The 24,516-nt window shown below is 59.4% G+C and carries 19 protein-coding genes and 1 pseudogene; 8 read left to right on the top strand and 12 right to left on the bottom strand.

From position 1 onward, the window contains the following. Nucleotides 1-856: pseudogene (locus tag AFK24_RS26850) on the bottom strand (transposase); the annotation flags it as partial. Between the two features lie 110 nt (nucleotides 857-966). On the opposite strand from AFK24_RS26850, the gene AFK24_RS26845 reads away from it, so the two are divergent. Next, nucleotides 967-1,158: a hypothetical protein gene (locus AFK24_RS26845; protein WP_065836125.1), complete on the top strand. Its 192-nt coding sequence runs from the start codon at nucleotides 967-969 to the stop codon at nucleotides 1,156-1,158. Nucleotides 1,159-1,680: 522 nt separating this feature from the next. Here the strand turns inward: AFK24_RS26845 and AFK24_RS26840 are convergent. From AFK24_RS26840 to AFK24_RS26810, 7 genes are all read right to left on the bottom strand, one after another. Continuing rightward, nucleotides 1,681-3,216, bottom strand: coding sequence for a sigma-54-dependent Fis family transcriptional regulator (locus AFK24_RS26840; RefSeq protein WP_240500464.1), 1,536 nt, complete (start codon nucleotides 3,214-3,216; stop codon nucleotides 1,681-1,683). A 349-nt stretch (nucleotides 3,217-3,565) separates the two neighbouring features. Further along, nucleotides 3,566-4,456 carry a transporter gene (locus AFK24_RS26835; protein ID WP_065836123.1) on the bottom strand — a complete coding sequence of 297 codons (891 nt, stop codon included), beginning with the start codon at nucleotides 4,454-4,456 and terminating at the stop codon, nucleotides 3,566-3,568. A gap of 59 nt (nucleotides 4,457-4,515) precedes the next feature. Further along, the gene (locus tag AFK24_RS26830) at nucleotides 4,516-5,637 is read right to left on the bottom strand and encodes an NAD(P)-dependent alcohol dehydrogenase (RefSeq protein WP_065836122.1); all 1,122 of its coding nucleotides are present in this window, start codon (nucleotides 5,635-5,637) and stop codon (nucleotides 4,516-4,518) included. 18 nt (nucleotides 5,638-5,655) lie between these two features. After that, on the bottom strand, nucleotides 5,656-7,116 hold the full coding sequence (locus AFK24_RS26825) for a benzaldehyde dehydrogenase (protein ID WP_065836121.1): 1,461 nt from the start codon (nucleotides 7,114-7,116) through the stop codon (nucleotides 5,656-5,658). Nucleotides 7,117-7,892: 776 nt separating this feature from the next. Then, complete coding sequence (mdlD, locus tag AFK24_RS26820; protein ID WP_065836120.1) at nucleotides 7,893-9,203, bottom strand: NAD(P)-dependent benzaldehyde dehydrogenase MdlD; 1,311 nt, start codon at nucleotides 9,201-9,203, stop codon at nucleotides 7,893-7,895. Between the two features lie 22 nt (nucleotides 9,204-9,225). Further along, nucleotides 9,226-10,035 carry a transporter gene (locus AFK24_RS26815; protein ID WP_170826404.1) on the bottom strand — a complete coding sequence of 270 codons (810 nt, stop codon included), beginning with the start codon at nucleotides 10,033-10,035 and terminating at the stop codon, nucleotides 9,226-9,228. 117 nt (nucleotides 10,036-10,152) lie between these two features. Next, the gene (locus tag AFK24_RS26810; protein WP_065836118.1) at nucleotides 10,153-11,751 is read right to left on the bottom strand and encodes a GMC family oxidoreductase; all 1,599 of its coding nucleotides are present in this window, start codon (nucleotides 11,749-11,751) and stop codon (nucleotides 10,153-10,155) included. Nucleotides 11,752-11,852: 101 nt separating this feature from the next. Between AFK24_RS26810 and AFK24_RS26805 the strand changes: the two genes are divergently transcribed. Beyond that, nucleotides 11,853-13,007 (top strand): helix-turn-helix domain-containing protein, encoded by a 1,155-nt coding sequence (locus AFK24_RS26805; RefSeq protein WP_080482333.1) that lies wholly within the window; start codon nucleotides 11,853-11,855, stop codon nucleotides 13,005-13,007. Nucleotides 13,008-13,243: 236 nt separating this feature from the next. Here the strand turns inward: AFK24_RS26805 and AFK24_RS26800 are convergent, their stop codons facing one another. Genes AFK24_RS26800 through AFK24_RS26785 form a run of 4 tightly spaced genes read right to left on the bottom strand, consistent with a single transcriptional unit; the run spans nucleotide 13,244 to nucleotide 18,480 of the window. Then, on the bottom strand, nucleotides 13,244-14,776 hold the full coding sequence (locus AFK24_RS26800; RefSeq protein ID WP_065836116.1) for an ABC transporter substrate-binding protein: 1,533 nt from the start codon (nucleotides 14,774-14,776) through the stop codon (nucleotides 13,244-13,246). Continuing rightward, nucleotides 14,769-16,598, bottom strand: coding sequence for an ABC transporter ATP-binding protein (locus tag AFK24_RS26795; protein ID WP_065836115.1), 1,830 nt, complete (start codon nucleotides 16,596-16,598; stop codon nucleotides 14,769-14,771). The genes AFK24_RS26800 and AFK24_RS26795 overlap by 8 nt, the downstream gene beginning before the upstream one ends. Beyond that, a complete protein-coding gene (locus AFK24_RS26790; protein ID WP_065836114.1) occupies nucleotides 16,595-17,446 on the bottom strand; it encodes an ABC transporter permease in 852 nt (283 codons plus the stop codon). Before AFK24_RS26790 ends, AFK24_RS26795 begins: the two co-directional genes overlap by 4 nt. Continuing rightward, nucleotides 17,443-18,480, bottom strand: coding sequence for an ABC transporter permease (locus AFK24_RS26785; RefSeq protein ID WP_065836113.1), 1,038 nt, complete (start codon nucleotides 18,478-18,480; stop codon nucleotides 17,443-17,445). Before AFK24_RS26785 ends, AFK24_RS26790 begins: the two co-directional genes overlap by 4 nt. Before the next feature lie 343 nt (nucleotides 18,481-18,823). Here AFK24_RS26785 and AFK24_RS26780 point away from each other — a divergent pair, with 343 nt between their 5' ends. The 6 genes from AFK24_RS26780 to AFK24_RS26755 all read left to right on the top strand — a co-directional run bounded on the left by AFK24_RS26780 (nucleotide 18,824) and on the right by AFK24_RS26755 (nucleotide 24,508). Further along, nucleotides 18,824-19,603 carry an outer membrane protein OmpK gene (locus AFK24_RS26780; protein ID WP_205884887.1) on the top strand — a complete coding sequence of 260 codons (780 nt, stop codon included), beginning with the start codon at nucleotides 18,824-18,826 and terminating at the stop codon, nucleotides 19,601-19,603. 96 nt (nucleotides 19,604-19,699) lie between these two features. Next, nucleotides 19,700-20,914: a CynX/NimT family MFS transporter gene (locus AFK24_RS26775; RefSeq protein ID WP_205884886.1), complete on the top strand. Its 1,215-nt coding sequence runs from the start codon at nucleotides 19,700-19,702 to the stop codon at nucleotides 20,912-20,914. A gap of 37 nt (nucleotides 20,915-20,951) precedes the next feature. Further along, nucleotides 20,952-22,010, top strand: coding sequence for an LLM class flavin-dependent oxidoreductase (locus AFK24_RS26770; RefSeq protein ID WP_065836110.1), 1,059 nt, complete (start codon nucleotides 20,952-20,954; stop codon nucleotides 22,008-22,010). After that, nucleotides 22,007-22,648 (top strand): cysteine hydrolase family protein, encoded by a 642-nt coding sequence (locus AFK24_RS26765; RefSeq protein ID WP_065836109.1) that lies wholly within the window; start codon nucleotides 22,007-22,009, stop codon nucleotides 22,646-22,648. Before AFK24_RS26770 ends, AFK24_RS26765 begins: the two co-directional genes overlap by 4 nt. Next, entirely contained in the window at nucleotides 22,641-23,990 is a 1,350-nt protein-coding gene (locus tag AFK24_RS26760) for a peptidase M20 (RefSeq protein WP_065836108.1), read from the top strand. The genes AFK24_RS26765 and AFK24_RS26760 overlap by 8 nt, the downstream gene beginning before the upstream one ends. Next, entirely contained in the window at nucleotides 23,990-24,508 is a 519-nt protein-coding gene (locus tag AFK24_RS26755; RefSeq protein ID WP_080482332.1) for a flavin reductase family protein, read from the top strand. The genes AFK24_RS26760 and AFK24_RS26755 overlap by 1 nt, the downstream gene beginning before the upstream one ends. Nucleotides 24,509-24,516: the final 8 nt, after the last annotated feature.

The following is a 24,516-nucleotide window of genomic DNA, read 5'->3' as shown; positions in this document are numbered from 1 at the left end:
TTTTTCGTCGACCATCCAGGCCAGCATCGGGGCGGTTCCATAAGCGGTATCGCCGATGAGCCGATCCGGCTTGATGTCGAACTGTTCTTCGACCCGCTCAATCATGATCTTGGTGCTCTCGACCTCGGCAGTTCGATGCGCTGGCGTCGGCTCCACGTCCATGATCACGCCATGCTCGACATCAATCAGATAGTTCGTCGAGTAAGCGAAAAACGCTGGACCTCCTGGCGCAGCGGTCCAACGTGCAAGTGGATCGGTCAGCGACAGGCGCTTGGGCAGTGCTTCGGCCAAAGCTTCTTCACCCAGCGCTTCAAGGTACTCTCGCACGGCGCGAGTACTTAGCGACGGATCGCTCCAATTGATCTCTTCATTGCCAGGTACGCCGCGTTGCCGACTGGCATCAGCCTTGATAACGCTGGCGTCCACAGCAAAACCTTCGCCTTGACCAGACCTGCGTCCATGCAGCGACGCAGCACCTCGTGGAACAGCCAGCGAAACAGCGAGCTGTCACGAAAACGACCGTGGCGATTCTTGGTAAATGTAGAGTGATTGGGGACTTCGTCTTCAAGACTCAAACGGCAGAACCAGCGATACGCCAGGTTCAAATGAGCCTCTTCGCACAACCGACGTTCGGAACGAATGCCGTAGCAGTAGCCCACGACCAACAGGCGAATCATCAGTTCGGGATCAATCGATGGACGCCCGATTGGGCTATAAAAATCGGAGAGATAATGGCGCAGATCGCTTAGATCGAGGCATCGATCAATGTTGCGCAGGAGGTGATTGGCCGGGATGTGATCTTCAATATTGAACGAGTAAAACAGTCGCTCTTGTCCCTCGACAATTGTCCCATCATGCTGCGAATCCTCCCGCTGGCCGATGACCTGATTTTGCAGCAGGCCAGGCAGGAGGTCTACTTTTTCAACAGAATCGGCCCAAAGCTGACAGTCGATTGAACCGCAAAACATGCGCATCAACCTCGTTGAGGACGGCCCACGGGTTCTGTCGGCGCTGCCGGAGCGTTTTGGTTATTCGGTGATGCGTGAGCCGGAGAAGCTCGGCGTTCTGGTGCGCACGTCCTCGCCCGTAAAAGAAATCAACGCCCGAGACATGGTGATCAGCGACGGGACGTTTATTCCGGCAACGCTAAAGGGCTGAGCCGCGGGCATTCGCGGGCCAGGGTATCCTGCGCAACTGGATGGCCATTAGACCAACCGCATCAATCAACTGATCGTCAAACAGAACCTGCAGACCACGTACCACCAGAGCGTCTTCGCCCTGGGCGACTGGGCCGCGTGCCCGATGGCATCAGGCAGCGAAAAATGTCCCGCTCAGAGCTTAAACCTCGCACCAACAGGCATCGTTGCTTGCCATCTCGTTGAAGAACCGCTCTGCGGGTAAACCCATCGACGACTATCGGTGTGAGGATTACGGCTCGCTGGTTTCACTCGACAGATAGCGCCGTTGGCAACCTCATGGGGCGTGTGATGGGGACAGTGAAAGTGGAGGGTTGGCTTGCCCGAATGTTCTATGTATCGCTTTACCGCATGCACCAGCTCGTGCTGTACGGTGTTTCCCGTACAGGCTTGCTGATGCTCGGTGACCGCATCGGGTGCAAGAATCACCCCCCGTATGAAGCTGCATTGAGACCACGGCGTCGCGTTAACATCCGGGCTGCGGCTAGCGGCCCAGCCGTTTATACAAGGTAGTGCGTGAAATGCCCAATTGGGTCGCCGCCGCGCTGACGTTGCCCGCATTGGCCAGCAGGGCTCGCTCGATGGCTTGTCGAGTGGTGTCCGCGAGCCGCTGCATGGCCGCATTAGGCTGGCCAGAGCAGTGTAACTCAGGGGGTAAATGGTGCGTACGGATCAACAACTCTCCGGTAGACAGCGCAACGGCCCTGCGAATCACGTGATCCAACTGACGCAGGTTGCCGGGCCAGGCGTAATCGCATAGCAACGCGCGGGCGGCGTCATCTGGTTGCAAGGTGCCATGTCGGGCAATTGCGCTGTCGATCAATTGAACAATGTCGACACGCTGAGAGAGAGGAGGTAATTCCACGCGGAACCCGTCGAGCCGGTAATAAAGATCCTCGCGAAACAAACCGCGAGCAACCTGCTCGGAAAGCGCGCAATGGGTGGCAGCAACGATCCGTACACTGAAAGGGCGTGCCTCGCTGCTTCCCAAGCGCGTGATGCGCCGATCTTGCAGCACCCGCAGTAAGCGGGTCTGCAAGGTAAGCGGCATGTCACCGATTTCATCGAGCAGCAACGTCCCCCCGTTCGCAGCCTCCAGCAGGCCAGTGGAGCCGCCTTTGCGCGCGCCGGTGAAACTTCCTTCGCTGTAACCGAAAAGCTCCGCTTCGATCAGACTGTCGGGGATGGCTGCGCAGTTCACTGCAATGAACGGAGCGTTGGGCGTGTAGCGTTGATGCAGGGCGCGGGCAAATACCTCTTTTCCCGTCCCCGTCGCTCCTAGAATCAGCACCGGGAGATCTGCCAGGAAGGCTTTTCCTGCTGCGTCGAACTGTTCGTTGACCCTGGGATCGCCACCCAGTGGCGAGCGAGAGGGGCGTGCAAGCCTGGATTTGATGGCCGCCGGCGTCTGTATCTTACCGTAGACCCGTACGCCATCGGTCAGTGTCAGCAGTTGGATGTCCTGGTCTATTTGGCGCTGGCTGGCCGGCTCGAACAGGTCGTGAAGCGTCAGTGCGCGAGGGCGGTAATGTTCGATGCCCAACAACCGTTGCGCAGCTCTGTTGGCCGCCTCGATGCTCCCGTCTTCGCGGATCGCCAGCAATGCCTGCAACGGCGTGCCCAACAGGCGAGGGTCGTGCTGCAGGGCAATGACCCGACAGCCGACCAGCCCGTCGAACATATGATTTTCAGTGGCCTTCGCCGCATGATTCAGACGCTCAAGCATCGTGCCCGCGTTGCGGCTGCCGATTCCTGTCAAGTCGAGCGCACCGAGCACTTCTCCGCTTAGGCCGTGCACCGGGACGCTGACACAGAAAAAACGCTCGAATTCCTGCAGGTAATGCTGATTGCCTACCACCGCCGTCGGGATGCCTTCTGCCAGCGTGCAGGCAGGCGCGGTCGTGCCGACGTCCGATTCAGCGACGCGGCGGCCAGGCTGGAGCAGCAGCAAGGGACCCTGGCTGCCCTGGGGCTGCCGTGTATGCACAATCCGGTTGTGCGGATTGACGCAGAACAACATCCAGTGGGTGTCTCCAATCAGTTGCCAGAGCCGTTCCATTTCCGGACGTGCGTGCTCGGCCAGATGATGGTCATGATCAGTCAGCGCCGCAAAGTCAAGGTCCGCCCCCCGAAGGCCCGGGGTGTGCGGCAACAGTCCTGCGTCACGCGAGCGGGTCCAAGAGCGGGCGATGCTTTCAGGCAGAAGCCCGACGGGGAGAGGGGCTCCCTCGGAGAAAAGGGCCCGAGCGGTTTGCAAGTCGAATTGAAGGGTATCCATGGGCAGACCTTATTGTTATGGCGACACAGCAGTTGAAGCGTCAGCAGATTCTGCTGTGTCGCGGTGCTCAGTCAAGGCGCGGGATTAGGCCTCAAAACAATAGCAGAGCGCGCAAATTTACTCCTGTGTCTTCGCGAAACCCACCCACCACGCGCGTGTCATGGGTCAACTGCGTGCTGAGCTGCAGGCTCGAGGTGACCATCTGCTGGAATTCGAAACGCACTTGTTGCACTTCGGTTTTCTGCCCGGTGTATTCGTTAGAAATGTATTGCTTGCCGCCATCGGTCGCGGAAAAACCTAGAGCTAGCCGTTGGGTGGGGTTGAAGTCGTAGCGCAGGTTGGCCTGAATCTGATAGGTCGGATCCTGACGCAGCGTCTGGCTGCCGGTGCCCGCATCATTGTTGGGCCCATAGAAAACTGCATCGCCATAGAGCTCCATCCCCCATTTGCCCCATAGCGGTTCGACCCAGCCGACTTGCAAGTCACCTTTGAAACGATTTTCTCCCAAGTTCACCGCGTTATGGCGGTCGTATTGACCCCATGGCAGGTAGATCAACGGAGTGATACCGAAATAGCGGCCACTGGCACCTGCATTAGGCTGGTTGACGAGCCAGAAGGTCGCGCCGACGATGGGATCGGCGATACCGCTGTTGCTGCCTAGCTTTTGCCCGCCGACCTTGACGTCGTAAACATGGCCGAAGGGCAGAAGGATCTGCGGGTCGATGGTGATACCGCCCAAATCCATGAAGTGAATAAGACGTAGGATGCTGATGTTGGACCGCAGCCCGGTTGAGCGAGTCGCATCAGGGCTGCCATCGCCGTTGAACCGATCGGCATGTCCCCATTGTTGATACCAGGCCGCGATGTTGGTGCCGGGTGGGGCGGCGTTGTAATCACCAGCGTTGACGTCGACCGCAAAGGCTTTGCCAGTCAGAAGGGTGCAGGCCGCAAGGCCAAATGCATAGCGAGATGTATGCTTCACGGGAAAGGTCCTGTTTCTTCTTGTTGGAAATGGCCGCCCTGTCGAGCGGCCACTATCTGTCAGCGCTGAATGCGGATAATCGGCTTCAACGTGAGACCCTTCTCGCTGTCTTCGGCGGCCTGATTAATCTCCTCGAAGTTGTAAAACTTGACGAGTTTGTCGAAGGCGAATCGTCCTTGTAGGTACAACTGCACAAGTTCTGGAATGAATTTCTTGGGAATGCTGTCGCCTTCAACAATGCCCCGAATGGACTTGCCCCCCAGCAGTAGGTCGTTGACGTCGAATTGTGCAGTGGTCCCCAGTGGGGGAGCGCCGACCACGCCCAGCACGCCTCGACTGCCAAGGGCGTCTACAGCTTGGCGAAGGACTTCAGGACGACCTGTCGACTCCAAAGCGAACTGCACACCACCGGTGATTTCGCGAACCGCGGCAACCGGGTCCGTCTCACGGCTGTTCACCACATGCGTGGCGCCCAACTCCAGCGCCAGCTTCAGACGCGAAGGCACGACATCGACTGCGATGATGGTGCCAGCTCCGGCGACTTGCGCTGCCAGCACAGCGGAAAGCCCCACGGCTCCGCCGCCGAACGCGGCGAAGGCACTGCCAGGTGTGACACGAAGCGAATTGATGACGGCACCGGCACCCGTCTGGATTCCGCACCCCAGAGGGCCGAGCAGTTCGATGGGCGCCTCTTTGGGAACGCGGACTGTGTTGTTTTCTCGGCCCAAGGCATAGGTTGCAAAGGACGATTGAGAGAAGAAGTGATCGTGCAGCACAGCTCCGTGCTCATCCTGCAGCGCATTCTGGCCGTCTGGTCCAGCGCCACTGAAGTTGCGCCCGAAAAACTCCTTGCAGTACGCTGCCTGGCCGGTGTCGCAGGAGAGGCAGTGGCCGCAGTAGCCGTATGTCATCACGACGTGATCGCCGACGGCCAGATCCACGACCAGAGGACCTACCGCCTCGATGATGCCTGCGCCTTCATGGCCTAGCACGGCAGGAAGGGGGACCGGATAATATTGATCACGCACGATCATGTCGGTATGGCACATACCGGTGGCGACGATGCGCACTAGCACTTCATCACCGATGGGTGCGCGAATCTGCGCAGATTCAAGCACGAAGGGCGCGCCTTTACCTCGAGTGACTGCGGCACGAATGGGGCGAAATACAGTGGTGTTCATTATTGTTGTTCTCCGTTTTTACAGGGGGTAGGCCGGTGCTTCACCTTTGAGGGTGAGCCATTGCCATTGCGTGAATTCTTCCCAGTTCGCAGCACCGCCGATGCTCGTGCCATTGCCCGACGCGCCGACGCCTCCGAACGGGTTGATAACTTCATCATTGACTGTCTGATCATTAATGTGCAGAAGTCCGGTGCGCAACTTCTCGCCCAGCTTGAGTGCCCGCCCGACATCACGCGAAAGGACTGCGGCGCTAAGGCCGTACTCGGTATCGTTGGCCAGCCTCACGGCTTCATCGTCGGTATCGAACGGGACCACCACGGCAACAGGCCCGAATATCTCTTCATGGAAGGCGGGGTTCTTCTGGTCGACGCCGCTCAGCACTGTGGGTTGAAAGAACAAGCCGTCAGCCGCTCCACCGATTTCCACCTGGGCACCAGCAGCCTGGGCGGCCCGAACGATTCGCAGGACGCTAGTGCACTGCTGCGCACTAATCAGAGGTCCCAGGTGAACTTCGCCGCTTGCAGGATCGCCAACGGTCAGGCTCTGAGCCTTGCGCACCAGTTGCTCAAGGAAACGGTCATAGATGCCTCGTTGTACCAGGAGACGTCCGGTCGACATGCAAATCTGGCCCTGGTGCAGATACACCCCCCACGTCGCATTGGCGATCGCAAGGTCCAGATCTGCGTCGTCGAGCACGATGAGCGAATTCTTGCCTCCCAGCTCCAGTGAAACCTTCTTGAGGTGGCGTCCGGCGGCTTCACCCACTTTGCGTCCGGCGTTGGTGGAACCAGTGAACTGAATCATCGCCACCTGAGGGGACGCTGTAAGTGTGGACCCTGCGTCGGCTCCTCCAGGGAGCACATGCAGGGTGTTGGCGGGCAAGCCAGCCAGTTGGAAAAGGCGAGCAATGATAAAACCGCCACACACCGCCGTACGGGGGTCCGGCTTGAGGACCACGGCGTTGCCGGTTGCCAGTGCCGGAGCTACGGCGCGCATGGCCAGATAGAGCGGGAAGTTGAACGGTGAAATGACCCCGATTACGCCAAGTGGGCGCCGCCGAGCCAGGCTCAGCCGACCCGCTGGCGATGGCAGAACTTCCCCTTGGCTGCGTGAGGGCAGGGCGCAGGCTTCGTGAAGCGCTTTGATGGTGACAGCGGTTTCGAATGCTGCTTTGGGACGCGTCGAACCGCTCTCGCGGACGATCCAGTCGATAATCTCATCCTGATACTGTTCGGCCAACTGTGCGGCTCGACGCAGAACTGAAGACCGCTGGTCATAGGGCAGTGCAAACCATTGTCGCTGGGCTTCGACGGCCCGTTCGCAACTGCGTTGTACCTGCGCGCCGTCTGCCATTGCCAGCGTGCCGAGTATCTGTCCGCTGCCTGGCGACAAAACGTCCACGCATGGAAGCGCCCCGGCTTCCCAGTCGCCGGCATAGAGGCGCTCCTGCCACAGATCGTTGGGTAGCAATCGATTCATTGTTCACTTCCTTCTTATTGTGCAGTTGTTGGAGGTGCTACGTGGACTATTGCAGGTGCCGTGCCACACCGCAGAACCGCACTGGCGCGGGACTTTCAAAAAGCTGTTGTCGGAAAGCTGGACGATCGGAGGCTGGGGAGCTGTCCAGTATCTGAACAATCAGGATCGTGATCGGGTAATCGAGGGAGTTTTAGCGAAGGAAGGCTCGGCGATTGAAGCAGGAAGGTGTGCTACGCGCTTGGAGAGAGGGATCAGGCAGGGACGACGCAGGGCTGCAGAGGCTCCGTGCCCGATGAATCAGGCACGGAGGGTCGATTGGGCGCAGGGGGCGATCAGGCGACGATACGCACGGACCTCTTCTGAGTGAATGTCAGGAAGCTGTGATGGCCGTGGTACTCGCGCCGAAGGGCATGTAAGGCGAGAATGCTTGGAGCATGACGCTGTTCACCTGTGCGTCTCAAGATTAGATATGCAAGATGATCGAACAGGCGTGAAAAGTAGACATAGGGATATGGCACGCGTCGCTACGATTTAGTACGAGCGCTTTTACGCAGTTGTTTCGGTCGCGTCCTATTCAACTCCCGTCGCCGGAGAAGCAAATCCAAATTTCATCAAGTTAAGAGGGACGTAGAAAAAGCCTCGGCCTTCCGGGAGCAAGCCCTTACTGGCGTATCAACCTACTGCTATCGCATAACACGCCAACAAGAGCCCTCCACAATGCAACGGTGACGCAGCGGGACGATTACCAACTGCGCCACATCTGATAGCACCCTTGATTAAGGAACGATGCGTATCGACTTCTTGTGGGTGAACGTCAGAAAACTGTAATGCCCGTGATATTCACCCATCCCCGAGTTACCAACACCACCGAAAGGCAGGTAAGGGGAGAAGGCGTGCAGCATTACACCGTTGACCTGCGCATCGCCCGCTTGAATCTGGTCGATGACGGTCTGAGCTTGTGCCTGGTCATGGGTGAAGACGTAGACCGCCAAAGGCTTGGGGTGATACAGATTCACCGCGGCAATTGCCTCGTCGGCCGATGCAAAGCTGAGCACTGGCAGGATAGGCCCGAACAACTCTTCGGACATTAGCGCATCGCTCCACTGCACCTGGTCCACTACGGTTGCGCTGAACACCCGGCGCGCAGGATCCGCCTCGCCCCCCACCAGCACGCGACCTTTGCTGTCGGCGAGCAGTGCCTGAAGTTTTTCGACTTGGCGGCTGGTCACCAGTTTGCCGGTGGAGTCGATATCGGGCAGTTGCTGCTTGACCGCGTGCGCAAGCTTGGCCAGCAACGGCTCTTTTACGTCGGCCTGTACGTAAAGATAGTCCGGAGCAATGCAGGTCTGACCGCTGTTGATGAACTTGCCGAACAGCAACTGCTCGACCACCTGATCCAGGTTGGCGTCGGGCAGCACGATCAGTGGGCACTTGCCTCCGAGTTCCAGCACTACCGGGGTCAGGTGCTCGGCGGCCGCGCGCATCACCACTTTGCCGACGTTGGGGCTGCCGGTGAAAAAGATGAAATCGAAAGGCAGGCTGAGCAGATGGGTGTTCTGCTGACGCCCACCCTGCACCACGGCAATGTAGTCAGGCTCGAACGCTTCGGTGATGATCTTTTTCAACACCGCTGAGGTTTCAGGAGTGGTCTCCGATGGTTTCAAAATAGTGGTGTTACCCCCTATGATCGCGCCCACCAGAGGCGTCAAGGTGAGGTTTATCGGGTAATTGAAAGGCCCGATGATGTAGGCCACACCGAAGGGTTCTTGGGTGACGTAGCACGTCGAAGGAGCAATGATCTCCGCGGTCGGCACTTCCTTGGGTACGGCCCATTGGTCCAGATGCTCCAGGGCGAAGTCTATTTCGTGCAGTACCGCGCCTATTTCCGCCAGATCGACGTGTTCGCGGGGTTTGCCCAGATCAGCGTCAAGGGCAGCATAGAGCAGTTCGCGATTGTCGAGCACCGCTTGCTTGAGGCGCTCCAAACTTTGCTTGCGAAAAGCGATGTCGTAGGTCTGGCGCGAAGCGAAGAACGCTTTCTGACGGGCGAAGATCGCGTCGATAGTGTGGTTATCCGGGAAGCTCATGGATCGATTACCTCGTCGATGTTCAAAAGAATTGCGCAATGCGCAGGTTAAGTTGACTTTGAATCTTGAAGCCGTTGTCGACACTCGTGTCGCGGCCCCAGCCGAGAATGAGTTGGGTTTTGGAGGGAAGCATGTACGCTGCGCCGATCGTGTACTTGTTTATCCCTGAGCGGCCTTGACTCATACCATCGACGAACTGCTCGCCACCCCACTCATGGGAGTAGGAGGTGCGCAGGTCTAGGCTGGGGGTCAGGTTGTAGCGCAGGATGGTCTGCCCTTGGTACAGCGTGCGTTGCGAAAGCGTTGCCCCGGTGCTGCCATAACGGTCGTTGTCACCGAAATGGGTGCCGTCGAACACCAAGTCCAGGGTTACCTTGTCGACCAGTCGCTGACTGAAGCCCAGTTGCAAGGTGTACTTGTAGCGGTTCTCACCGATGTTGAGCGGGTCGTCCTTGTCATAGCTTCCGATGGGCAGCGTTACCATCGGCGTCACCCCGAAAAAGGTGCCTGATGCCGGCCGGTTCACTAACCACACTGTGTTGGCGAGGATCAGATCGCCAACGCCGTTGCCGGTGCCCAGATCGCTACCTGCCTGCTTGCCGTTGACATGACCGAACGGCAGCAGAAATTGCGGGTCGATGGTGAGCCCGCCGATTTCCATGAAGTGGATCATCCGCAAAATGCCGATGTCCTGAGTCAAATGGGTGCCACCCCCGACATTGTTACCATGGCCGTATGCGCTATGGCTGTAGCCATGCTGGTAGTAGAGCAGAGCTATATTGCTGCCCGGCAGCAATGGGTTGTAGTCACCGCCGTCGACATCCAGCGCCATGCACGTAGCTGGGACCAGAGTCGCGAGGCACGCCAAGGCCCCAGCGTGGGCCAGCGGGTTCCGGATTGATTTCATGGGGCAGATCTCCTAGAGCTGCTGCAGGAAGTCGCGCGGGTCTCAGTGCTTGAAATAAGAGGCTACGAGCATTTTCGCGCCATGCAGCGCCAATGCCTGGGTCGGTGCATTGGTGTTGCCGCTTGTGATGTTGGGCATGATTGAGGCGTCGATTACGTGCAGGTTGTCGACCCCGTGGACCCGCAGTTGCGCATCGACTACAGCATCATCGTCATATCCCATGCGGCAGGTGCCCACGGGGTGCCACATGGTGGTCGCGACGCTCTTGACCCATTCGGCGATCTGCTCATCAGTCTGCACCTGGGCGCCGGGTGAGACTTCCTCATCAATGACCGGCGCCAGTGATTCCTGTTTCATGACTTCACGCATAGCTTTGACCGACTCCACCGCGACCTTGAGGTCGTACTCATGGCCGATGAAGTTGGGGTGGATGAGGGGCATGGAGGTTGGATCGCTGTCGGCCAGACGGATGTACCCCCGGCTCTTGGGTTGCAGCACCACCAGCTCGAAGGTGATGCCGGAGCGGCTACCCGTCGGGCTCAGGCCATCCTTGGAAATGATCGGCACGTGATAGCACTGCACGGTGGGTTCGGCGCTGAAATCCAGAGGGTCCCAGTAGGTCACCGTCTCGATGCCATTGCCAGCGGCCGGGCCATCCTTGGTCAGGATGTAGCGCAGGCCGGCATTGACCGTGCCCAGGCCTTGGGCTGCTTTCTGATAACCCAGGTTGCCGGTTACATAGGCGCTGAGCGGAACGATAGGGTGGTCGTGCAGATTCTCGCCCACGCCCGGCAGGTCGATCTTTACCGGGATGCCGAACTCTTCCAAGTGTGCACGTGGACCAATGCCTGAGTGCATGAGGATTTTGGGGCTGTGCACCGCCCCTGCGCTCAGCACCACGTGGGTGGCGTGGATCTCGGTACTGCGGCCGCCAACCAGCGCTTGCACGCCCACAGCACGATTTTGCTCGAACAGCACCCGAGTGACGGTGGTCTTGGTCAACAGTGTGATTCGACCGCTGTCCAGATGCCGACGCAAGTGCGCTTCCACGGCGCTGCAGCGGCGTTTGTTCTTGATGTTCGATTGCACCGGTGCGACGCCGATCTGGCTGTCACCGTTGTAGTCGGGGTTGTAAGGCAATCCATATTCCTGGAATGCTTTCAGGCAATACTGATTGAGCTCATTGATGCCATTGGGCATCTGGACGGCGAGGTTGCCATGAATGCCATGATGCTCGTTGTGAAAGGTGTCATTGCTCTCCTGTTCGATGAACGCCTTCCACATGTTGGCGTACGACCACCCACCTTCACCGCGCGCCGCTTGTTCCCAGCCATCAAAATCGCGCTTCTGGCCCCGTACGTAGCACATCGCATTGACCGATGTACCGCCGCCCAACACCTTGCCAGAGCGAAAGCGCCGCTCGCTGCCGTGTTGGGGGATCGTGTTGTCTTTGAACACATGCTTGTCATGGGCAAGGATGTTTCCGAAACCTGCGGGGATGTGGATCAGGGGGTCGCCGTCTTTTCCGCCGGCCTCAATGATCGCGATGCTGGCTTTGGTCTGCTCGGCGAGGTAGCTCGCCACTACGCATCCAGCCGCGCCGCTACCCACCACAATTACGTCAAAACTTTGCGTTGTCATGCTTGTTCACCGTCGACTGAGAGTATCGATTGCTTTCAAGCATGGTGCGACAGGATGACGCATGCGGCCATCGGGCTAGGGTCTGATCCGAAAGCCCAAAGATGACACTTATTGGTACAGCTAACGATTTTCGTGTTACAAAACTGAACAGTTCAAAGGTTGATCAATCGATAATGGATAAGTCGCACGCATTTGGGGGATTTTCTGATGATTACTCAGACCGACTGAGGACCGCTAAGGAAGCCATCGTTAGCGGCGGGGATGCAGGGCATATGGGCATCCCTGAATACCTGGTGGAGTCGTGGCGGCGCAGTCATGGATTTGGCATTCATCCCTCGGACCAGTTGCTGGCTTCACCAGATTCCCAGTTGTTCCTGATCGACGACCAGGACCGCTATTTGAGCGCGGTTGTCGGTCAGGCGATCGATTCGATCTGGAATTCGTTCGGCGGTGAAAATTGGGTGGTCTATGTCACCAACGAAGAAGGGGTCATCATCCGCGCTCGGCACGGATCGAACCCGGCGTCGAGATCCTTCGCGCTGCAAGTTGGCCGGCGCTTGAGCGAGTCGGACATCGGCACGACCGCACCGTCATGCGCCCTGCAGGAACGGCGGCCTCTGACTTTGGTTGGGGCTGAGCATTACCTGTCGGAATTTTCTCGTCTATTTTGTTGCGCGGTCCCGATTTGGGGCCCGTGGGGAACGGTCATGGGGGTCATGAACATTACCGGTAGTGAGGAGTTCAAATCTAGCCTGGTAGAAAAGAAACTGTTCAGCGCAGCGGTAAAGGTCGAGAACAGGCTGTTCATGGACGCTCATCGCTCCAATCAAGTGATCAGGATCCACTACGACTTCGAATTCATCGACACGCACCACGCGGGTCTAGTAGCGATCAACGGCTATGGGGACATCCTGTCGTTGACACGCTGTGCTGCCGAGATGCTGGATAACATTGATCCCTTTCACCAGCGCTGCAATCTGGCGGATCTCTTCCTGGATGATCTGCTGATCGATGGTCAGTGCTTCGAGGCCCAACTCAAGAACGGCATCGTGTTCTACACCCGAGGAATGCTGCCCGGTAGCGGCGCTGACATCAGTGCGCCGTTTGTGGTGCGCAAGATGGCCACTTTGCGAGATCGATCAGAGCTGCATATTCTTGAAACATTAGCCAAGACTAAAGGCAATGTCAGTAAGGCTGCGCAGATTCTCGGCGTTTCTAGAAATACCCTTTATCGGGTATTAAAGAAGCACGATTGATGTGTTTCCACTTCCATTGCTGGATCCTCAAACATACAGAAAACCAAGGCAAGAGAGTTTCCCACTAGTCCGCCGTACGAAGCTTGCTCTACCAGGTGGAACTCCTCATCTCCCCCTCCGACCGAGACGATCCGCGGTTTAACAAATCCTCAACCTGTACCTCTTCCGTATCGTCCGGAAAGCCATGAGTTTTTCGTCGAGGTCTGCGCGTAGAGGTATCGTGATACGTGAGTGCTCTAGTCGTGGCACCAGCCCAGCGCGGTGGGAAACAACAGCCCGCTCGGATGGGCAGTAAAGTGCAGGTCGTCGCGATAGACGAAGGTCGCGGGGCTTTGGAAAAGCGGGATGGAGTAGCCCTGTTCCACCTGCCAGCGATCAAAGTTTCTGAACCCGGCAAAACGGATTTCATCGTTCGGCTCAGCCATCAGCGGGTCCAGGCGTGCGGCTATATCGTCGCTCTTGAACAGGGCGAAACTCATCGCCGGGTGCATTAGAAAACCCGAGTAGGTGGCCGGGTCGCCGGCGGCAGGATTCCAGCCACGCAGCACCGGTCCGTCCAGGCGGCCCTGGTTCTGGTAGGCAATCAGCAGACTGGGTGACAGGACCTTGAGGTGTACCTCGATGCCGATGGCTTGCCACATGTATTGGACTGCCTGGGCCATTTCCAGATCTGCGGGCAGGGCGCCCTTGGTGGTGTAGAGATTGAGCTGCAGGGGCCGTTGCGGGCCATGACCGGCGCCGGCGAGCAGTTGCCGTGCGCGCTCGGGATCGTGGTCGATGCGAAAACCTTCGACGTGGCCTGGCATGTCGGGGCCGGCGGGTACCCAGATAGGCACCGCGCAACCACCGAACAGCCCCGAGGAAATCGCCGGCTTATCCAGAGCATGGTGCAGCGCCAGTCGTACATCGCGATTGCGCAAGGCTCCCTGGTTGACCATTTGCAGCAGCACGATGGCCGTGCTGGGGCGAATGCTTTGGGCAAGCCCCGGCAGGTTGCCCAGGCGTCGGGTTTCCCGGACCGACAGGTTCATCGTCAGCCCGGCCTTGCCAGCCTGGAGCATGGCGGCGCGGGCAATCGCATCGCGGCTGATTAGAAAGACCAGTCGGCGTATCGGAGGCGGGCCGCGCCAGTAGTCGAGGTTGGCCTCCAGGACGACCCGCTCGCCCTGCCGGTACTCGACCAGGCGATAGGGACCGGACCCCACCGGGGCCTTGGCGAATCCGCTACTGCCCACGGTCTGATAATAGTCGGCGGGAACCAGGTATGACGGTACATCGGCGAGCATTGCCGGGGCGAAAGCCATGGGATAGCGCAGGTGGATAATCGCTTTTTGCTCGCTGAGGATTTCGATCTCCTCGATACCACTCCAGACACCGGCCAGCAACGATCCCGGTGCCTGGCGTGCGCGATCGACGAAGGAGAAACGCAGATCCCGAGTGGTCAATCGGTCGCCGTTATGGAAGCGGATTCCGTCACGCAGGCACAGCTCCAGCGTGCGGCAGTGGGTATCCAGCCAGCGGTGGTACGTGACCACGCTGGGACCGTAGCGCAACTGGTCGTCGACCGTCAGCGGCTGGTCGAACAGGCACTTGATCAGCGCCGATTGCAGCGGGTTGACCCCGAGCGGATCCCAGCCGTTGATATCGGTCGGGTAGGCAATGCTCAGTTCATCGGGCGTGCCTCTGCTTTCGGCGAGTATGGCCCTGGGCAGTGCGGCCAGGGCCAAGCCCTGCAGGGTCCCGCGAAGCAGGGCGCGGCGTTCAAGCATGGTCGGTCTCGCTATCTGCGGCGCGTAGCAGCGCCTGGGTCACGGGATGTCGGGGCTGGTCGAACACTCGGGCGGTTTCGCCGCTTTCGACGATGCGTCCCTGATCCATGACCAATACACGGCTACACAGGTAGCGCACTACGGCCAAGTCGTGGGAGATCAGCAATAGGGCGATCTTGTGTTCGCGGCGCAGCTCCAGCAGCAGGTTGAGAATTTGAGCCTGCACCGACGCGTCCAGTCCGGAAACGATTTCATCGGCAATCAGCAGTTGTGGCAGTACGCACAATGCTCGGCCGATGTTGACACGCTGGCGCTGGCCGCCGGAAAGCTGGCCGGCCAGGCGATTGAGCATGCCTGAGGGCAGGCCAACCGATCGCTGCAGGGCCAGTGCTCGACGGGCGCGCTCCGAGCGCAGCACGGAGCGATGGTCCAGCGGCTGGGTCAGCAGATCGCCCAGGGTACGACGCGGATTGAGGGCGGCTGTCGGGTTTTGGAACACTAGCTGTAGAGCCTGGCGCCGCCGCTCCCAGGAATGACGATCCTGCTTGAGCGGATGCTCGTTGAGCAAGATACGTCCGGCGCTGGGCACCTGCAAACCCATCAACAGTCGCGCGAGGCTGGTTTTCCCACTGCCGCTGGCACCGATCAGCCCGACGAATTCGCCGGGCGCGATAGTCAGGTCGATATCTTCCAGTACCTGAACCTGCCGGCCATAGGGCCAACGCCCATGACGAAGCTGCTGGGCCAGCCCTTCGACCCGCAGAAAGGGTGTCTCGCTACCCAGCAGGCCCAAGGCGTAATGTTCGTTCAGCCGGTTGACGTCGTGCCGTGCCGGCTCTTGACCGACCCCTCCATTGCAGCGCAGGCGACGCCCGTCGGCTTCATGTTGCAGTGCGATCGGCCCCTGGGAGCAGTGATCGGAAGCTTGGGCACAGCGCGGTGCAAAGCGACAACCCGACAGTCCGGCCAGACCCTCGAGCCCTGGCATCTGGCCCACCAGTGGCTGTAGCGCCTGCCAAGGGCCGCGCAACGAGGGCCGCGCGCGCAACAGGGCGCGGGTATAGGGATGACGAGGGTTATCGAGCAGTTGTCGGGCGCTGCCGTACTCGACTGTGGTTCCTGCATAGAGCACCAGCAGGTCGTCGCAGAGCTGCGAGGCCAGGCCCAGGTCGTGGGTGATAAAAAGCACGGCGGTGCCGTGCAGGCGCTGCAGGTCGCGTAGCAGGCTGACGATATGCTGCCGGCTCGGAGGGTCCAGCGCGGTGGTGGCTTCATCGCAGATCACTAGGTCGGGCCCACTGGCGAAGGCCATGGCAATCAGTACCCGCTGGCACATGCCTCCCGATAGTTGATGCGGATACTGCTGCAGTACTCGCTGCGGCTCGGCGATGCGTACGCTGTTCAGCGCCCCGAGGCTCAGCGCGGCACGACTTGTTGCGCAATGGCCAAGGCGCTGGAAGTGCTCGTCGAGTTGCTGGCCGATACGCAGTACCGGGTCGAGCGCCTGAACCGGATCCTGGGGCACGAAACAGATACGCTTGCCCAGCCGTTGCCGGTGTTCGGCTGGTGGGTCACTCAGCAGGTCGCCGCCGGCGAAACGCACATCGCCCTCGACCACCCGCAGACCCTGGGGCAGGGCACGGGCCAGAACCTTGCCAAGCAGGCTCTTGCCCGCGCCGGACTCGCCGACCAGCCCCAGAATCCGGCCTTTGTGCAGGCGGAAGCTGATGTCCTGCAGGGCCAGGCTGACCGGGCCGCGAACACTTAGCCGCCGTACTTCAAGCAGGACTTCGGCAGGCAGGGAAAAAGGCGCAGTCGTCATGGCACGGTTACTCCGCCCGAGGCTGCCGGACCGCGGCTTGCATAGCGTAAACCGGTGCCGAGCATGATGCTGGCAAGAATTGCGCTGACGGTCGCGAGCAGCGGCGGCAACAATTGCCACGGCGCGCTAAGGGCGTTGTCCAGGCCTTGGGCGATCATTGTGCCCCAGGAGGGCACGCCGGGGTCCACAGACATACCGACGAAGGCAAGGATGCTTTCGGTGACAATCGCACTGCCCATGGACAGGCTGGTCATGACGATCAACGTAGGCATCACCCCCGGCAGCAAATCGCGACCGATCACCGCCAGCGGCGACGCCCCGGTGATCCGGGCGGCCAGTACATAGTCACGAGTCGCCAGTTGCCGTGTCTCGCTGCGGATCACTCGGCAGAACCGGGTCCAGTCGACCAGGATGATCGCAAGTATCACATTGGCGAAGCCCGGCTCCAGGGCGACCATCAGCAGCATCGCCAGAACCACGGCGGGAAACGCCATCCAGGTATCCATCAACAGGGCGATCAGCCGTCCCGGCCAGCCTTTGATATAGCCGGCCAGCAGCCCCAGCGTGGTCCCGATCAGCGCACTGCCGAGGGCAGCAAGCAGTGCCACGACAAACACCACGCGGCTGCCGAAGATCAGGCGCGATAGCAGGCAACGGCCGAGGGAGTCGCTGCCCAGCGGCAGATCCCAGTCGCCGCCGGGCAGCCAGGCTGGCGGTAACAATGGCCGGTCGAGATCCTGCAATTGTGGCGGGTGCGGGGCGATATCCGGTGCCAGCCAGGCGATCAGCCCCAGGGTCAGCCAATAGCCCAAAGCCAGCCAGACCCGCCATCCCAATGCCGTCCTCATTCCGTTCTCAGGCGTGGGTCGAGGCGGATCAGCCACAGTTCCATCAGCGTATTGCTTAGCAGTACCGCCAGTGCATAGACCAGGCTTACGCCCTGGATCAGCGGTAGGTCCTGGCTGGTGATGGCGTCAATCATGAGGCTACCGAGCCCCGGCAATCCGAAGATAACCTCGACCAGCAAGGTGCCGCCGATGAGTAATCCGCCTTGGACGCCCATTAGCGTGACTACCGGCAGCCAGGCATTGCCCAGCGCATGGCGCAGCAGAAGGCGGCTTTCCGAGAGGCCGCGTAGCCGGCCGTTGTTGATGTACTCCTGTGCATAGGCTTGATCCAGGCTTGAATAGAGAATTCGCATCAATGGCGGGGCGATGGCCATGGCCAGAGCCGTTGCGGGCAGGAGAAGATGGGCGAGGGCGCTACCCAGCGCCGCTCCGTTGCCCGCCAGCAGGGTATCGAGCAGTAGAAATCCGCTGCGTCGGGGCACTATCAACAGCGGATCGATCTGACCGAAGAAGGGCAGCCAACGCAGGGCAATACCGAATAGGAGCATCAATAGAATGGCCCAGAGGTATTCCGGGATGGCCAGAGCCAGGCTGTTACACAGATCCAGTGCGCCGCGCAGCGGTGTTTGCCGGTAATGAAATGCCACCAGCCCGCTGGCGATGCCCAGGCTGATCCCCAGAACCAGGCTGAAGAACACCAGTTGCAGAGTCACGGGCAAGGTGCGCAGGATCAGTGTTGCGACACTTTCACCAAACTGGATCGACTGCCCCAGGTCACCGCTGACGGACTGCCGACACCAGAACAGAAACTGCACTGCTATCGGGCGGTCGAGCCCGAGCGCCTGCCTTAAATGAGTGCTCTGTTCGGGCGTGGCATTGGGTGGCAACAGCATGGCAACCGGATCCAGAGGTAGCAGGCGCAGCAGTACGAAAATCATCGCCGCGACCGAGAACAGGATCAGCGGGAGTCTGGCCAACGGCGCCAGCCAGCGACTCGATACACCGATCGTGCGATGCAAGCGTGTGATCAACATCCATCATCCTCAATAGAAATTTTCCAGCGTGTTGCCACCAAAGCACACCTTTAGGCCTCAAAAGTGCAAGAACCGAGCCGTGACGGGTAGGCGCGTGATCACGAGGGGAATAGGGATAACACCCTTTACGTGGCCTAGACAGTGCAAATCGTGATGCGGATTTGGACAAGTTTTCCTCTGCACGCCTGGCTAATATTAAATGGCAGGACGCAGAGTAATTTCGATATGTATTAGAACAATAAGCCACTGTCGATAAAGCAAGGATCCGAACATCAAGAATGCCTGCCGTTGAATGATCCTAATGCTCCATAAGTGGAGTGTTTGTAACTTTATGGGTGAGCCAATGAATAATATGATTAGAGCCCGAAAAGCGGCGATGGCAATGGCGTGCACGGCGTTGGCCAGCTCGTATCAGGCTCAGGCGGGAGATTTCGTCAATTTCCAGATGTTCGATGCCAGCCTGTATGCCCAGGCGGGCAATGAAATCGATCCAGAGAAAACCATCTCGCCGATTTTCGAAGCATTTGGCGACTACAGCATCGGCGATATGTATGTTTATAGCATCTGGCAGAACGCCATGGAGCCGAACCAGCAAGGCACATCGAGCACCTATTACTATAAGTTCGTACCACGCCTGAGTTTTGGCAAAATTCTCGGCAAAGACCTGTCCTTCGGGCCTTTGAAGGATATCAGCTTCGCCCAGTGGATCTCCCGAACCAAGGGCTATCACCATGAATACATGCCAGGTCTCGGGCTGGACTGGGATGTTCCCGGCTTTAGCTGGCTGCGCACTATGTACTATTTTGAGCACAACGAGCAGCAGGGTTGGAACGATCGGCGCATCCATATCGACTACGGCTATCCGTTCAGTACTCGCTATGGCGATTTCCGCGTGGTAGGGACCTTCGATCATACGTTCGGCGGTCGTGGTCAGGCCAAGGTGACCGACTTCAAGCCAGAACTACACTACGACTTGGGTAAGGCATTCGGGCAGGCACCGGGGCACTTGTGGACGGGTATTGTTTTGAACCCTATCAAGAATAAATACAAGATCGAAGATAGTGATGACTTTCCAACTAATCAGGTCAGTTATGGCGCCCTGATTCGTTACAGTTTTTTTTGAATTAAAGTCTGCACCCATTATCGGTGTCGGAGGGGGTTATATATGAATGCGCAACACAGGCCTTACTCTAAAAGATATCAGTGGAGCATATTGCTGTTGTTCAGCCTGTTATTCTTTTTGATTACCGCATCCACTTTTACTTCGCTGGGCGTGGTGCTGCCCAGCATGATCATGGAGCTGCAGTGGAGCTGGGCCGATGCGGGTTTGGGCTTCACCTTGCTGGGGCTGGCCTGCGGGCTGTCAAGCTACTTGCCTGCGCTGCTCATTCGTAAAGTCGGGGTCCGGGCCACGCTGTTTCTGGGCACGCTGATTCTGCTGGCCGGCTTTGGCAGCTTGTACACGGCTCACGGTATCGGCGCCTACTTCGCGGGGACGACCCTGCTCGGCATCGGCTTCAGCTTTGTCGCGACCGTGCCGGGCACCCACGTGATTGGTCGGTTATTCGAGAAGCAATCGCTGGCCTTTGGTGTCTATTTTACCCTGGGCGGGCTGGGCGGCGTGGTGGGACCGTGGATCTACTTTCTGGCGGTCGAGGTCTGGGGGAGCTGGCGCATGCACTGGGGACTGTGCGGTGGTCTGATTGCCGGCGCCGGGTTGCTGACCTGCCTGGTCCTGCAGGAAGGTGAGCGCGAGAAGGCCCACGCGGATGCTATCAGCCAGCGAAGTCAGGTCGGCTACCGCGGCGCGATCTATCGCACTGTCCAGGTCTGGAGCGCGAGCCAAGCACTGCGTACATGGCAGTTCTATGTGATTGCGGCGGCTTACACCTCGTTTCTACTCTGCGGCATCACCGTCAACAGCTTCGCCGTGGCGCACCTGACTGACCGCGGTTTCAGCGCCGAGATAGCCGCCAGCCTGCTTAGCGCCCAGGCCCTGATCAATGCCTTCTCGCGGGTCAGCGGTGGAGTGGTCGGCGAGTTCTTCGAGCCGAAGAAGCTGTTGGCCGGAAGCTTGGCGCTGATGATCATCGGCGTGCTGGCCCTGAGCTCCGGCGGTTCTTGGCCCAGCCTGATTCTGTTTACGGCCGGCATTGGCATTGGCTACGGCATGACCTTTCTGGCGACCAGCATTCTGTTGTCGAACTACTTCGGTCGCGGTCCGTACCTGGAACTGTTCTCGGTAATGAACCTGATTTCCACTCTGGCCTGCTTCTCGCCCTTTCTGGCGGGTGCTATCAAGGACGGCACCGGCAGCTTCAGCCTGGCATTCCTGATTATTGCCATTGTTCCGACGCTGGTCCTGTTGGCTACGCTGGCGATGCGTCCGCCGCGTCTGGCTCAGGCGTCTTCGGCCCAAGCGGCGCTTTCCTGACACTGCCTACGGGCACTTTTGCAACGGGGTAAAAACCATGAACCAATCAACCAAAGAATTCGGCGTCTTCCTGCCTATCGCCAAGGGAGGCTGGATCATTTCCACCACCACGCCCCCCTTGGATGCGTCCTATACGCAGAACCGCGAAGCGGCAGTACTGGCCGATGAAATCGGTATGGATTTCATTATGTCGATGGCCAAGTGGCGCGGCTTTGGCGGTGAAACCGGCCACTGGGGCACGTCGCTGGAGTCGGTGACCATGATGGCTGGTATCGCCGAGGTCACCCGGAACGCGAAGATCATTGCCACCATGCATGCCGGCCTGCACAACCCGGCGGTCACCGCGAAAATGATCTCCACCCTGGACCAGATCAGCAATGGCCGCGCCGGGCTGAATATAGTCTCCGGTTCGTTCAAGGAAGAGTTCAGCCAGATGGGCGAGTGGGACGCATCGCTGTCTCACGACCAGCGTTACGCTATGACCCAGGAATGGACGCGAATGATCAAGCGCCTGTGGAGTGAGGAGCATGTCAGCGAGCAGGGCGAATTTTTCACCCTTGACGACTGTACCCTGCTGCCCAGACCAGTCTCGAGCCCGCGTCCCTATCTGGTATGTGCTGGCCAGTCCGAGCGTGGTCTGCGCTTTAGCGTGCAGCATACCGATGTGTGCTTTATCGGCGGCAAGGATGATGCCCAGACCCGCGAGATCAGCCTGCTCGCCAAGCGCTTGGCGGCCGAGTACGGAACCAGTATCAAGACCTTCTGCATGTCCACCATTGTCTGCGCGCCGACCGATGAAGAGGCCCAGGAACTTGCTGAGCATTATCGTGCGGGCCTCGATGTCGAGGCCGTGCGCGGCATGATGCGCAGCTTTGGCATAGAGGCAGATGGCCAAAACGCCATGGTGGAACGAGCCAGCAATGCCTTCATGACCCATACCGCCATCGGCAGTCCGGAAACCTGCCGCCGGCAATTGTCCGAGCTGCTGCGAGATGCCGAACTGGACGGCGTGATGCTGATCTTCCCTGATTACGTCGAGGGTCTGACGGTATTCGGCGAGCAGATCCTGCCGCAACTGCGCGCGGAGTTTGCGTGAACCTCGACAGCCTGCAGGAATGGCTGGCACCAGCCCGTACGGCCTTGTGCATCATCGATCCACAAGTCGACTTCATCGCTCCCCATGGTCTTTTGGCTAACCTTGGTGTCGATGTCGCGCCTCTGGCCGCACCTCTGGGCAGAATCCAGCGGTTGCTGGAGCAGGCCCGGGCCAGCGGGGTGGCGGTGTACTTCATAGGGCTGGCCCAGTCGGTGGAGGGCTGCCCACCTAGCTGGCAGCAACGGCTGCTGCGTAGCGACAAAGATCTGCAGGTTGCCAACAGCCTGTGCGTAGAACTCTCGCCCGGCGCCGAGTTCTTCGGCGTCCAGCCGCACGAGGGTGAGCAGGTGGTGTGGAAGCATCGCTACAGTGCCTTCCACGGTACCGATCTGGCAACTCGATTGCGCGCGACGGGGATCGATACCCTGGCTGTTTGCGGTTTCACCACCGAATGCTGCGTGGACTCTACCGTGCGCGATGCCTTCCATCAGGACTTCGCGGTGTTCGTGGCCAGTGATGCCTGTGCAGCCTACGACCCACAGATCCATCGGCACAGTCTGGCGGTGCTGGCCGAAAGTTTTGCGATAAATCTTGAAACGGATGTACTTATCCAGGCCTGGAGCCATGACCATGCATAACCTGAACAGTGCTGACCAACCGATTGTCGAAACCGGTTGCCCGGCGCCCTATAACGTTAGCGAGCAGGAACTGGCGGCCATCGAGGCGGCCATTGATATGGACGAACTGACCGAGCTGGCACTGACGCTGGGTAATATCCCCAGCCGCTCCGGCGAGGAGTTGCAGGCAGCCGAATTCGTTCGCGACTGGTTGCAGGCCGAGGGGTTCGCCACGCGCGCGGTCGGTATCAATCCGCAGCGGCCGAATATTATCGGTGAGTACGGCGGTCGCGGAGTGGGTGCTAATCTACTGTTTACCGCGCACCTAGACACCGAAAGCCCGACCTTCGACCCTGATCTGGATCGTTACAAGTACCGTGACGCCAGTGTCCTGCGCCCCGAGTGGACCCGTTGCTGGCTCGAGGATAATCGCTTGCACGGCTACCCGATCAGCAATGATCGCGGGCCGATGAGCTGTTTTCTGATTGCGGCCAAGGCCTTGCGCAAGGCCGGCATTGAGCTGGCCGGGCGTCTCTATCTGACCGCTTGCCCGGGCGAGATCGGCCCTGAACCTATCGAGGAGCATCGCGGGGTGGATAACCTGGGCAAGGACATTGGTGCTCATTATCTGTTCCACCACGGCGGTGTTGCAGCGGACTACGCCATTGCCGCCGAGGGCACTGATTTTGGCGTGACCTGGCAGGGTTGCGGGTATGCACTGCTGCGTATCGATCTACTCGGTGACGGCGCCTTTACTCCGGCCCTGGAGCATCCACAGGATCTGCTGGCGCATCCCAACCCGATCTATCGCAGTGGCCGTCTGATCGAGGCACTGCACGCCTGGGGGATAGAGTACGAGCGCGAACACCGTTACGAGTCCGCGGGCGGTATCTCCGTGCCCAAGGTGCAGATCGACGCGGTGCGCGCCGGGATGCCGCATACCTTTGGCGCCGGCAGCGAGGTGTTTTCGCTTTATCTGGAAATAGGCCTGACGCCGCGCCAGACCCTGGCGCCCGTCATGCGCGATATCGAAGCTCTGTTGCGCGGCCTGAACCTGGGCGAGTTCGCGGTGCTGCCGCAAGTCTTGCGACATGGCTTCGAGGCCGATCAGCGCGCCGTAGAGCCGCTGGTAGCGGCGCTTCAGGGGGCGACGCAACGTGTATGCGGAGAGCCGTTACGGCGCGCCCATCCGGTGTATTCGAGCATGTGGCGTGACCACAATGTATTCAACATGCAGCGTATTCCTGCAGTGACATGCGGCATGCCGAGAGTCCTGCCGACGCCGGAAGATCTGGTAAAAAGCGCCCGTATCTATGCATTGACGGCCCTGGCCATTTGCGGTCGGGCAGGAGGACGGGACTAATGACGCAAACCACAATCCACAAGGGCCCGGCCGGGGTTTACCAGGATGAAGAACAGGCGCTGGATGAGTGGAAACGCAGCATGGGCCAGTTCGCCGCAGGTGTTACGGTGATTACCGCGCTCGATGCCATGGGGCGGACGGTGGGCACCACGGTGAGTGCCTTTTCCAGCCTGTCCCTGCGGCCCCGGTTGCTGCTTGTCTGCCTGGATCGGCGCAGCCGCACGCTCGAAGCTATTCGTCATGGCGGATGTTTCGCGGTCAATATGCTGGCGGCCGGTGAGGGCGAACTGGCCCTCAACTTCGGACGCAAGGGCGAGGATCAGTTCGCCGGTATCGCTCATGCCCGGGGCGTCCTCGGATGCCCGCTGCTCGAGCGGGTCTGCGCACGGATCGAGTGCCGTCTGGAGACAATCCATGACGGCGGCGATCACGACATTCTGATTGGCAGTCCGGTGCGGGTCGAGGTTATGCCCGAGAACGCCCCACTGGTCTATTACGCGGGGCGCTTCGTGCCCTGATCACTCCG

Origin of the sequence: Pseudomonas syringae, assembly GCF_001698815.1 — a bacterium.
Classification (GTDB): domain Bacteria; phylum Pseudomonadota; class Gammaproteobacteria; order Pseudomonadales; family Pseudomonadaceae; genus Aquipseudomonas; species Aquipseudomonas syringae_A.
This window is presented reverse-complemented; position numbering and strand designations above follow the sequence as displayed.